General features: G+C 44.9%; 12 protein-coding genes. 10 read left to right on the top strand and 2 right to left on the bottom strand.

Going from position 1 to position 11,401, the window contains the following annotated elements:
* Positions 1-60 precede the first annotated feature (60 nt).
* The 9 genes from R6242_RS17130 (at position 61) to R6242_RS17090 (ending at position 6,653) form a co-directional block, all read left to right on the top strand.
* A complete protein-coding gene (locus tag R6242_RS17130; RefSeq protein ID WP_318429104.1) occupies positions 61-447 on the top strand; it encodes a toprim domain-containing protein in 387 nt (128 codons plus the stop codon).
* Positions 444-2,213 carry a DUF927 domain-containing protein gene (locus R6242_RS17125; RefSeq protein ID WP_318429098.1) on the top strand — a complete coding sequence of 590 codons (1,770 nt, stop codon included), beginning with the start codon at positions 444-446 and terminating at the stop codon, positions 2,211-2,213. Before R6242_RS17130 ends, R6242_RS17125 begins: the two co-directional genes overlap by 4 nt.
* Positions 2,214-2,647: 434 nt before the next feature.
* Positions 2,648-2,953, top strand: coding sequence for a hypothetical protein (locus R6242_RS17120; RefSeq protein ID WP_318429096.1), 306 nt, complete (start codon positions 2,648-2,650; stop codon positions 2,951-2,953).
* Between the two features lie 22 nt (positions 2,954-2,975).
* Positions 2,976-3,206, top strand: coding sequence for a hypothetical protein (locus R6242_RS17115; RefSeq protein WP_318429094.1), 231 nt, complete (start codon positions 2,976-2,978; stop codon positions 3,204-3,206).
* A complete protein-coding gene (locus tag R6242_RS17110; protein ID WP_318429090.1) occupies positions 3,196-3,474 on the top strand; it encodes a type II toxin-antitoxin system RelE/ParE family toxin in 279 nt (92 codons plus the stop codon). The genes R6242_RS17115 and R6242_RS17110 overlap by 11 nt, the downstream gene beginning before the upstream one ends.
* Positions 3,475-4,208: 734 nt before the next feature.
* A complete protein-coding gene (locus R6242_RS17105; protein ID WP_318429087.1) occupies positions 4,209-4,634 on the top strand; it encodes a CZB domain-containing protein in 426 nt (141 codons plus the stop codon).
* Positions 4,635-5,002: 368 nt separating this feature from the next.
* Entirely contained in the window at positions 5,003-5,485 is a 483-nt protein-coding gene (locus tag R6242_RS17100) for an OsmC family protein (RefSeq protein WP_318429084.1), read from the top strand.
* A 164-nt stretch (positions 5,486-5,649) separates the two neighbouring features.
* On the top strand, positions 5,650-5,811 hold the full coding sequence (locus R6242_RS17095) for a hypothetical protein (RefSeq protein ID WP_318429082.1): 162 nt from the start codon (positions 5,650-5,652) through the stop codon (positions 5,809-5,811).
* Between the two features lie 413 nt (positions 5,812-6,224).
* Positions 6,225-6,653 (top strand): EamA family transporter, encoded by a 429-nt coding sequence (locus R6242_RS17090; RefSeq protein ID WP_318429080.1) that lies wholly within the window; start codon positions 6,225-6,227, stop codon positions 6,651-6,653.
* Between the two features lie 138 nt (positions 6,654-6,791).
* Here R6242_RS17090 and R6242_RS17085 read toward each other — a convergent pair whose 3' ends face one another.
* Both R6242_RS17085 and R6242_RS17080 read right to left on the bottom strand, forming a co-directional pair.
* Positions 6,792-7,358 carry a phasin family protein gene (locus R6242_RS17085; RefSeq protein ID WP_293933248.1) on the bottom strand — a complete coding sequence of 189 codons (567 nt, stop codon included), beginning with the start codon at positions 7,356-7,358 and terminating at the stop codon, positions 6,792-6,794.
* A 119-nt stretch (positions 7,359-7,477) separates the two neighbouring features.
* Positions 7,478-7,663: a putative motility protein gene (locus tag R6242_RS17080; protein WP_318429078.1), complete on the bottom strand. Its 186-nt coding sequence runs from the start codon at positions 7,661-7,663 to the stop codon at positions 7,478-7,480.
* A 231-nt stretch (positions 7,664-7,894) separates the two neighbouring features.
* Between R6242_RS17080 and dnaE the strand changes: the two genes are divergently transcribed.
* Positions 7,895-11,356, top strand: a complete 3,462-nt coding sequence (gene dnaE / locus R6242_RS17075; RefSeq protein ID WP_318429075.1) for a DNA polymerase III subunit alpha — start codon at positions 7,895-7,897, stop codon at positions 11,354-11,356.
* The last annotated feature ends 45 nt before the right edge of the window (positions 11,357-11,401 follow it).

Below are 11,401 nucleotides of genomic sequence, written 5' to 3'. Positions count from 1 at the left end.
ATTTCCATGGTGATCACCTTTTATCCTCTGCTCAAGAGTTAAGCAGAATAAGTAAAGCACCTGGGTCAATTTTGGATCGGCAGAACTAGCTGTAGTGGGTCAGTTTTCGGTCGGCGTCAACACCGCCTACAAGCGATCAAAAACGGCCAACTTGCACTGGCCGAAGGGATAGAAACGGCGCTGGCCGTCCATCTTTCCAGTGGTTTACCTTGCTGGGCCTGCCTAAGCGCCGGTGGCCTTGAACGAGTGAACGTGCCAGCAGAGGCTACCCATGTTTTTATTTTCGCGGATAACGACGCAAACCAAGCAGGCCAGCGAGCTGCACAAGCTTTAGCTGCTCGCTTAAGAACGGCGGGCGTTAATGTGCGTTTATTCAAACCCAAGCAAGTCGGCATTGATTGGCTTGATGTACTCAACGACACAAGCACAGCAAAGGCCACAGCATGAGCAAAATTATTGATTTTGATGCCATTAAAAAAGCAGAGACTTTACTCCTAGACCCAGCAGAACCGCGCTTTGTGCTCAGTAAAAGTGGCGTGTTTTACATTGGGAAGAAAATAGACCAGCAAACCGGAATTATCACCGATCTACCCCCGCTCTGGCTTTGTGACCAGCTGGAAATCATGGGGCGGGGATGTACTGATGGGGGACAGCATTACCGTATTTTAAAATGGCATAGTCGAGGTAATGGCATGGTGCAAACACACGCCCTACCCCTAGCAATGATTGGTGAGAAAGCAGGCTGGGCGATTTTAAAAGGCAATGGGCTTGCTCTCGCTACTAGCCGAAGAGCGCTTGAACACCTCGCTACATGGCTACAAACCGAGGGAGTAGATACCATGTACCACGTGACAGAGTGCGGCGGCTGGAACAAAGGGGCATATGTTTTACCTAGTGGTGAAATTATCGGCAAGCCGACCATGCCCTTGTTTTATATTGGCGACCAAAACAACGCCAAAACGTACCGCCAGCAAGGTGATGCTGAGTCATGGCGAGACAACGTAGCGCGGCTGGCCGCTGGCAATTCCCGCCCGATGCTATCTATAGGTTGTGGGTTTGCTGCCCCATTGCTTCACTTGATCGACCTAGAGTCTGGCGGTTTTCATCTTTACGGCGACTCCGGCGACGGGAAAACCACCTCAGCCAAAGTGGGCGGGAGTGTATGGGGCAAACCAACCGAGCAAATTTTAAACTGGGATAGTACTGCGCTGGCCTTAACCAATGCCGCAGCAGCAAGAAACGATGGTTTAATGATGCTCGACGAGGTTGGACAAGGCAATCCGGATGCGGTGAGTATGTCCGCGTACCGGCTGTTTAACGGCGTGGGTAAAATGCAAGGGGCGAAGGAAGGCGGCAACCGTGCGGTGCTAAACTGGCGAATTTTGGCTTTTTCTACCGGTGAAAAACCTCTGTATGAATTTTTATCATCGGGTGGCAAGACGATGCAAGCAGGCCAAGAGGTAAGACTCCCCAGTATTGCTGCCGATGCTGGAGCGGGTTATGGTGCATTTGAAAATCTTCATGGACACAGTACCGCAGGGCAATTTGCCGAAGCCCTAGACGATGCCTACTTGCAGCACTATGGCAGCGTAGGTCGCGTATTTATTACGGCAATAGCAAGTGATTTACCTTCAATCTCTATCCGCTTAAGAACAGCCGTTAACCAATGGAGAAATGCCTTGCCACCAGAGGCTTCTGGGCAAACTCGACGCATAACTGCCCGTTTTGCTCTGGTTGCTGAAGCTCTCGAAATTGCCACAGAATTAGGCTTAACAGGATGGCAGCTCAACGAAGGGCAAGCCGCTATACGACGTTGCTTTGGTGAGTGGCTGGCACAAAACGGGGTAGGCAAGCGAGAAGATGAAAACTTACTGAATCAAGCGGAGGCTTTCTTCAACTCTGAAGGATTTTCACGCTTTATTGACCTGTTAAAAGCCGGTGATGACCGCGAAGAAATCCAGATCCATAAATGCGCTGGATATCGTAAAAGAGATGTGAATGGCTCTGTTTTCTTTCTTGTTTTTCCCCATGTGTTTATTAACGAAATTGCCAAAGGATTCGAAAAATCAAAAGCATCCGAAGTATTGAATAAATATGGAATGATAATGAAGCCTAACGAGAAAGGCTGGACGGCAAAACATAGAACGCCAGATTTTCCAGATGCTCGCCGATTCTATCGTTTCAATAAAACAGCAAGGTACGAAATAGAGTAATATTAAATTTATCAATTAGAAACAATTAAAAGACCGAATTAAAATCGGTCTTTTTTTATTCAAGATCAATGCCAAAGGAATATTTTCAACAAAAAATCGTGATGAAAAACACTTACAATACTTACGAAAAGCAAAAAACAATCATAGTTGAAATTTATATATTTTTTTTTACAAATAGTCAAAAACTATTAAAAATTTATTTTCACACCCTTTGTACCGACTAATTTATAGTTTTGTACCGACAAACTCCATTTGTACCGACGGCCATAAACTTGTCGGTACAAAATATTGTTATTACAATCAATGAATTGCAGCATTTGTACCGATGTACCGACTGTACCGACAGATTTTCATGTGTGTATATAAAATATACGACATTTAACATTTCAAAAATTGTAAGCAATGGTCGAAATAAATATTTTGTGAGGCTAAAAATGAAACCATTAAAAATGCACGTGTCATTACAAGAAAAAATTAAAATTGGACGCCCTACTTTGTTTGATATGCCATTAAGCGCCGCTGAAAAGTCACACCGCTATAGAGAGAAATTAAGATTACTTGCAGGACAAAAAAATAATAATACTTATTATAGAAATCCAGTCCAATTAAATGCAATTGTAGACAAGCAAACAAGAGAAACAATAAATACGTTTGTAAAAGAAAATAACATGACGTCGGGAGACTTAATCGACCGCTTGATAATGAAATGCGACTTAAACAAATTTTTAGATGTAAAATGACTAGATTCTAAAGGGGCAAGCAATGAACCTTCACTTACCGACAGACTTACAAGCAGCGCTTGATGGCCTAGCCATTCAGCAAGGTGATACACCGGACGCCCTAGCCCGACGAGTGCTTACCGACTATGTGCAAGAGCAAACACGATTACAAGAAGCTCTCGCTATTGGTGAGTGGTCGTTAAGCAATGAGCCGACCTACTCGGCCAATGAGGCAATCGCACTTACTCGACAGGCGTTAAACCGTGCGGCTTGAGCTAACACAACGAGCACTATTGGACATGCAAGGCCACGCCGTACAGTACCAGCAACAAGACCCTGAGCTTGCAGAACGCTTTCTTACTGAGCTGGCACACGGTTTTAAGCTGATTGAATCAATACCGACGGCCTTTCAACTTATCGACGAAACACGCCGTCGCTATGTGGTACGGGGCTTCCCGTTTTTGTTGTTGTATCGGGTTGATATGACAAATGAGGTTGTTTACCTGCTGAGGGTGTATCACCAGCGACAAAATTACCACTAGGCAAAACTGCTCTTTGACAAAATAAAGCCTTAAATGTGACCTATACCCCGTTACCCCCCTTTTTATGCACGAATATTTCAACTTGGGGGTATTAACGGGGGTATTTTTAAAAACAAAAAGTAGAAAACCCTTTATTTACAAAGGCCTAAGCATCTGTTCGTGCTCCCGCAGATGCGCCCTGAGTAAGGTTTTACAATCCAAAGACCAGTCCAGCCCCATATATGTATTTGCATATATGGGGTTTTTTTAATTGCTACAGCTTTGTTTGGCTATTTTCAAACCGCGCTCTTCATTCGGCATAATACTATTATAAAAAACCATCTATACCCTGCCAATACTCCTCTCTAATATCTAATTATTCCATTCTTTTTTTTAAATAGAAAATAGGTCATTTCTTATATACTTTTCAGATAAAGCCCATCTCTCAATTTAGGAATGGTCATAGAATAGAAAAATCACATCTCTGGCAATATTAACCGGTCAAATCGTTGTTTTTTGCTTACAAAGCAATCTATAATAAAATTCAAAAATGTTCCTGATTATGTCTCTTGCTCAATTTCATTATAAATATCGTAGGGCGGGTGAAACCCGCGTATTTCTTCAGCATGGCTCGCGGGTTTCACCCGCCCTACACATTCAAAAACCAAGCCCAACACTTATAGAAACCCATCTGCACAGAGCTCATTGAGCAAGAGACATAATCAGAAAAATGTTTAAACAAGGAATGTCATACCATGGGAATATTTAATTATTTTTTTGGAAAAGAAAAATCGAAAATAGATACCTATGAGCCATGGGAACTTGGCCTTGATTTAGATGCTGCAATAAATGCTCATCAAAACTGGAAGAATAGACTTGAGCTTTATTTGTCAGAAAACTCAACAGAAAATCTTGATCCAGACATTATTTCATGCGATGACAAGTGCGATCTTGGTAAGTGGATTTACAGCGATAAAACATCAAGTATTCGAAATACGGAACAATATAAAATATTATTAGCCGCACATAAAAAATTTCATTACTCCGCAGGTAACATTGTTATATTAAGCAGGCTGGGAAAAAAAGAACAGGCTAGCTCTGCATTTGAAAATGAATATAAAGTAATTTCTGAAAAAGTTGTTTTTATTCTTGAATCGATGAAACGCCATACATCATTTTAAAAAATAGATTAACCTAGGGCATAGTAGCCACCACCAAGTAGACATTGAACTGCAGGTCAATTTCCAGATTAAAATACCTTGGCTTGGCTTTTTTGTCCTAATGAGATATAAATAATAACTAGCTGACTCACCCCTACCTTTGGTATGCCACTGAGTTAATACTCCTCATTAAACAAGGAGTATTAATTTTTTATTGCTCCATTGTTACATATCTCTTGTAATACCCTTCACTCACTTGGCAATGAGCATTAAATTCAAGTTTGCTGTATATTTACGCCTTGCCAATCTAGATATTTGATCCCAAATTATTTGGGATGTTATTGGCACCAAAGGCAATCATGTTCACACACAACAAGGCATAAATCAAGATGACCCAATATTGTGCCGATATTTTATGGCTGCGTGGTGAACAAGACTTTATTGGCAATCAATATAGCAGAAAACATCTATTGCGCTTTGATGGCGGCTTAGAGATTCCCAGCTCTTCATCACCCCATGTTGTGCCAATCCCAATGTCGGATGCAAGTGCGCTTGATCCTGAAGAGGCATTTATTGCATCAATCGCCAGCTGCCATATGCTTTGGTTTCTTTCCATTGCAGCTAAAAACAAATTCTGTATTGATCGCTATTTTGATGCCGCTATAGGGTTAATGGAGAAAAATGCCGAAGGCAAAATAGCCATTACAGTGGTGACGCTTAGGCCAGAAATTATCTTTTCTGGCAAATACACGCCAAACCCAGAGCAAATTGATAAAATGCACCATCAGGCGCATGCCAATTGCTTTATTGCTAATTCAGTCAAAACAGAAATACGCTGCGAGCCTGTTTATATAGCCGCTATTATTTATTAGCATTTCATTAGAATGACCTATAAGGTTTATATGAATCATTCTTACGCTATTGATTTTAGGCTGTGGCCTGATTTATTTCCCCTCAGAACAATATGGCTTTAATGTGGGGTGCTTAGATGGCATCAATCCCTATGATCTAATCATCCGGCGGATCGGATGCCTTTATGAATGATGGCGTTTTAATTCGTCAAGCCAGACCAGAAGAGCTTCATACTTTATGGCAAACTGCCTATTCTGATTTGCAATGGAAAGAATTTGACGGACCTTACTTCCCTTTTAAAGTGCCATCACTAGCTAAATTTAAAACCCCAGCTTTGCTTGGGTGATAACGCCATGGTCATTGAATGTGATGGGCATTTAATGGGTATGGTTTCATGCTATTGGGAATGCGAAACCACGCGCTGGCTAGAAGCTGGAATTGTTATTTATAACTCGAAAACCTGGGCCAAGGGATTGGGGCGAGCGGCACTTAAGCTGTGGATTAGCCACCTTTTTAAGTATAGGGTGCTGGAGCGCATTGGCCCACTTGGTCGGGCAATCCAAGAATGGTGCGCTTGTGCAGAAGGGGTTGGTTTTAGTATTGAAGGCCGATTAAGGCCTGCCGCTATTATCAAGGCATCTATTACGATGCGATTCGCTTGGGCGTATTGCGGGAAGAGTGGCTGGATCGTTCTTATTAGATTTTATCCTAGACAAGGGCGCACCCTCCACGCAAACCTCCACAGAGGAGATTAAATCCATGATCTCAAGCTGGTTCTTTTGGGCGCTTTTGTCCGCTGTTTTTGCTGCGCTCACCGCCATCTTTGCAAAAATAGGCATTCAGGGGGTGAATTCTGATTTGGCTACGCTGCTGCGCTGCGCCATTATTATTTTGCTGCTGGGGTGTTTTGTGTGGGCAACGGGAAAATGGATTAATCCACTTACCCTCCCCTTTAAAACTTGGATTTTTTTGGGCTTGTCTGGTTTAGCCACGGGCGTGTCTTGGGTTTGCTATTTTAGGGCACTGCAAATGGGCGAGGCATCCAAAGTGGCGCCGGTCGATAAATTTAGCCTGGTATTGGTGGCCATTTTTGCCTGCGCTTTTCTTGGTGAAAGGCCTTCCCTAAGAGAATGGCTGGGAATTACGTTGGTGGCGGCAGGGGTTTTAGTGCTGGCAATCAACCGATAGCCATGAATGAGCCGACAAACATCATTAGATTTGAATAAATGCAGATTGGCGCTAAGCAAAACAAAGCCTGACCATTATATTACGCTCATAGAAAATGCCGCCCCTTATTAAAAGAGAGCGGCATTTTTATTTAATGATTTAAGCAGTTGCTTTGGTATTCACTACTTTTGCGCCAGCTTCAGCAGCATTTACAGTTGCGCTTACTAATTCTGAGGTAATTTTTTGGCTAGTTTTAGTCACTGCATCGTAAGTGTTGCTTGCAGTTTCAACGACATTGCGTAGTGCATTTACAGCTACGCCAGAGCCAGCAGGTGCATTTGCAGTGGCTTTATCTAGTGTGGCAAGTAGGTTTTTGTTGAATTCTAAAACTTGTTCTTCAATCAGGCCATTCAGCTCTTTCTGTGTTGCGCTTGCAGCATCAAATACATTGCGCGCTACAGACATGCTTTTTTCAACGGATGGCTGAGCCAGTTGACGTTGAAGCGCTACCAAGCCCTGTACATCTTTTACGCCAGACAGTGCTTTAGTGGTTTCTGCGTGTTCAGCAATCAAATCACGAGTGATGCTGATTTGCAGATTAACCAAACGCTCTACGCTGCTTAAAGCGATATTGGTAAAGCGCAGGGATTTGTCCAGATTAGCTTGGCCAATATCAGTAAATTGAGCAGGATTGAATTGTGGGGCTTTAAATAGGTCTTTGAACATGGTGATCTCTCCGGTTGTGCAGTGCAACAATGCAATTCATTATGAGTGCAATGAACGCGGAGAGTCAAACCATTTTGTGCAGTGCAACAAAATATTCGGATTATTAACAACAAACTCGCCTAAGCCCTTGTATCTACGCTATTTCCTAGGGCTGCTGGATTGTTGTATTTAGGTGCATCAGGCACTGCAGCCAGCAAACTTAGCGCGGATTGCGCTTGGATGTCGTTAGATTTTTTGGCCATGAGCAAGGCCGCTGCATTTTGGGTGGTGGCGCTAGCGCCAGCACTTACGGTTGAAACATCCATAGATCACCTGTTTGAGAAAGGATTTGGAGTTTGGTCATTATAGCCATTGCATAGGCTCTGTTAAAGTTTGTTTTGTAAATGCCGCTGCATGTTTCACAAACACTCGTATTTTTGCCTCAAGATTCAAAAAAATGTCAACAGCGTTTTAGCTCAAGCCATGCCGTTTAGAGCGTGAAATTATCTCCTTCATCTTTGAGTGGCGATATGGCTTTTGAGTGATAAAATACACGGATGAATTTGCCCTCCATGCTGAGCGACTCCGTCGTACGCTATATCCACTTACGCCTCCATTCCGAGTTTTCAGTTACCGACGGCATCGTACGTCTAGATGATGCGGTTAAAGCCGCTAAATCTGGAGGCATGCCTGCGCTTGGGGTTTCGGATTTAATGAACCTCTTTGGCATCGTCAAACACTATAAGGCTTGCCGCGAAGCGGGGATTAAGCCCATTGTGGGGGTGGATGCTTGGATAGAAAATCCTGATGAAAGAGATGCGCCCTTTCGCGTCTTATTGATTTGTAAAAGCCGTGCAGGTTATGGCCGCCTTTGCGATCTTTTATCTAATGCCTTTCGTAATAATCAATATCGTGGCCGTGCCGAGCTTAAAAAAGAATGGTTAACGGAAGGCGACAATAGCCAGCTCATCTGTCTGTCTGGTGCAGCTTTAGGCGAAATTGGCCAGTTATTGATTGGCGGTCAATACGATGCCGCACTGGCCGCTGCACGCTGGTGGGCAGCTACTTTTCCTGATAGCTTTTACCTTGAGCTACAGCGCACGGGCTTCCCTAGCGCCGAGCCAAGCCTGCAAGGTCATTTGGATTTAGCCTCCGATCTTGATTTGCCGGTGGTGGCCACCCATCCGGTGCAGTTTATGGATCGGGATGATTACAAAGCGCACGAGGCTCGCGTTTGTATTGCCGAGGGCAATATGGTGGCGGATAAGCGCCGCCCGCGTTTATTTACAGAGGAACAATATTTTAAATCTGCAGCTGAAATGGCCGAGCTATTTGCGGATATTCCAGAGGCGCTGCTTAATTCAGTGGCTATTGCCGAGCGGTGTAATTTAACCATCGTCCTAGGTAAAAACTACCTGCCGGATTTTCCAACGCCAGACGGAATGACGCTCGATGATTTCCTGATTTTTGAGGCCAAGCGTGGCTTAGAAGAGCGGCTGCTGCTGCTCTATCCAGATCAGGAAAAGCGTGATGCAGAGCGCCCACGCTATCTGGATCGGCTTAAGTTTGAAACCGATACCATCGTGCAAATGGGTTTTCCCGGCTATTTCTTGATCGTGGCCGATTTTATTTACTGGGGAAAACGCAACGGCTGTCCGGTCGGCCCTGGGCGTGGCTCAGGTGCGGGTTCCTTAGTGGCGTACAGCCTTGGCATTACGGATATCGACCCCACCGCCTACGCCCTGTTGTTTGAGCGGTTTTTGAACCCAGAACGCGTCTCCATGCCCGATTTCGATATCGATTTTTGCCAAGAAAACCGCTGGCGAGTGATCGAATACGTGCGCGAAAAATACGGCGTTGAGGCGGTTAGCCAAATTGCCACCTTCGGAACGATGGCGGCCAAAGCCGTAGTGCGCGACGTTGGCCGCGTATTAGATCTGCCGTATATGTTTTGTGATGGCTTATCCAAGCTGATCCCTGCCGCACCTGGTAAGCAATATAGCCTTGATGACGCGCTAGAAATGGAGCCCATCTTAAAACAGCGCGTAGAAAACGAAGACGAAGTCAAAGAGCTGTGGGTGCTGGCCAAAAAGCTAGAAGGCCTTACGCGTAATATCGGCATGCACGCTGGGGGCGTTTTGATTGCGCCGGGCAAGATCACCGATTTTTGCCCCATTTATCTGGCGTCTGGCGCGGATTCCGCACCGGTTTCGATGCTAGATAAAGACGACGTTGAAAAAGTGGGCTTAGTTAAGTTCGACTTTTTGGGCTTGCGCAACTTAACCATTATCGAGTTAGCGCTAAATTACATTCGCAGCATGGAAGGCAGCGCCCCCGATTTAATGCTCTTGGGCTTTGAAGACCCCGCCGCTTATAAAATATTTAGAGATGCCAATACCACCGCCGTATTTCAGGTGGAATCGGATGGAATGAAACGCCTTTTAGCCAAGCTAAAACCCGATCGTTTTGAAGATATTATTGCGGTATTGGCGCTCTATCGCCCAGGCCCTTTGGGCTCAGGCATGGTTGATACCTTTATCAACCGTAAGAATAAACTGGAAGAAGTCGATTACTTTCACCCCGATCTAACGGCGTGTCTCGACCCCACTTACGGCGTGATCGTGTATCAAGAGCAGGTGATGCAGATTTCGCAAATTATTGGCGGCTACACCCTTGGCGGTGCGGATATGTTGCGCCGCGCCATGGGTAAGAAAAAAGCCGAAGAGATGGCCGAGCACCGCGAGAAAATCGCCCAAGGGGCCGCGCTCAAAGGCTACGATCCCAAGCTTGCTGAACAGCTATTTGACTTGATGGCTAAGTTTGCCGAATACGGGTTTAATAAATCCCACACGGCCGCCTATGCGGTGGTTTCCTACCATACCGCATGGCTAAAAGCGCATCACTGCGCGGCGTTTATGGCCGCCACGATGAGCTCGGAACTGGACAACACCGATCAGCTTAAAGTGTTTTACGACGATAGCGTTGAAACCAACAAGCTGATTTTATTGCCGCCGGATGTTAACCATAGCTTTCATAAATTTGTACCTGTTTCACGTAAGGAAATCCGCTACGCGCTCGGTGCAATCAAGGGCGTAGGGGAATCTGCGGTACAGATGATTGTGCGTGAACGTGAAACCAACGGCCCTTTCACAGATTTATATGATTTTTGCCATCGTACTGAAAAGCGCGAAGTCAATAAACGTACAGTAGAAGCGCTGATTCGTGCCGGTGCATTTGATAAAATTGATCCACATCGTGCTCGCCTCATGGCCAATGTGGAACAAGCAATGGCACTTGCCGAAAGTGACGCGGCCAATAAAAATCAATCTAGTCTATTTGATATGCTAGAAGCCGTTGATGTACCGCAAGTGGCTGTGCTTGAAGTGCCGGAATGGGATGAGCGAGTAAAGCTTGCCGAAGAAAAAAATGCCGTTGGTTTTTATATTTCTGGCCACCCTTTTGATGCGCACGCCAAAGGAATTCGTCAGTTTATTAAATCATCTTTAGAGCGGTTAGAGCCAAGCCGCACGCCGCAAATGATTGCCGGCATTGTTAGCGCATTACGCATTAAAAACGGCGACCGAGGCCGTATGGCTTTTGTGACTTTAGATGATGGCAAATCGCGCCGCGATGTCACGGTTTATTCTGAAGTATTTGAAGCCAACCGGAACAAAATCAAAGAAGATACCCTCTTAGTCATCGAGGGTAAGATTTCTGAAGATCGCTTTTCAGGAGGCTTACGCATTATTGCCGATACTATTTATGATATCGCCGAAGCACGCAGCCGCTTTGCACGCAGCATGACACTAGCAATGAAACAAGGCATGGATGCTCAGCGTCTTAAAAGCTTGCTAACATTACATCGCGGCGGCGAATGCCCCGTTGAAGTGGATTACCAAAATACCGATGCGGCATGCATCTTGTCACTGGGTGAAAGCTGGCGAATAACATTGCGCGATGAGTTGCTGGCAGAGTTGAAAAGCTGGCTAGGCAATGAAGGGGTTTCTATTAAGTTTTAAATGTAATTCTAACAACTACTGAAACACCTGATTACAACATGCTTA

It is taken from the genome of Iodobacter sp. CM08, assembly GCF_033446605.1.
Lineage (GTDB): Bacteria > Pseudomonadota > Gammaproteobacteria > Burkholderiales > Chitinibacteraceae > Iodobacter.
This window is presented reverse-complemented; position numbering and strand designations above follow the sequence as displayed.

What these genes read in the sequence shown, in the direction of transcription:
- R6242_RS17115 (WP_318429094.1), top strand. Translation starts at nt 2,976, where the DNA reads ATGAACCTTCACTTACCGACAGACTTACAAGCAGCGCTTGATGGCCTA.
- R6242_RS17105 (WP_318429087.1), top strand. Translation starts at nt 4,209, where the DNA reads ATGGGAATATTTAATTATTTTTTTGGAAAAGAAAAATCGAAAATAGAT.
- dnaE (WP_318429075.1), top strand. Translation starts at nt 7,895, where the DNA reads ATGAATTTGCCCTCCATGCTGAGCGACTCCGTCGTACGCTATATCCAC.
- R6242_RS17120 (WP_318429096.1), top strand. Translation starts at nt 2,648, where the DNA reads ATGAAACCATTAAAAATGCACGTGTCATTACAAGAAAAAATTAAAATT.
- R6242_RS17100 (WP_318429084.1), top strand. Translation starts at nt 5,003, where the DNA reads ATGACCCAATATTGTGCCGATATTTTATGGCTGCGTGGTGAACAAGAC.
- R6242_RS17090 (WP_318429080.1), top strand. Translation starts at nt 6,225, where the DNA reads ATGATCTCAAGCTGGTTCTTTTGGGCGCTTTTGTCCGCTGTTTTTGCT.
- R6242_RS17085 (WP_293933248.1), bottom strand. Translation starts at nt 7,358, where the DNA reads ATGTTCAAAGACCTATTTAAAGCCCCACAATTCAATCCTGCTCAATTT.
- R6242_RS17095 (WP_318429082.1), top strand. Translation starts at nt 5,650, where the DNA reads ATGAATGATGGCGTTTTAATTCGTCAAGCCAGACCAGAAGAGCTTCAT.
- R6242_RS17080 (WP_318429078.1), bottom strand. Translation starts at nt 7,663, where the DNA reads ATGGATGTTTCAACCGTAAGTGCTGGCGCTAGCGCCACCACCCAAAAT.
- R6242_RS17125 (WP_318429098.1), top strand. Translation starts at nt 444, where the DNA reads ATGAGCAAAATTATTGATTTTGATGCCATTAAAAAAGCAGAGACTTTA.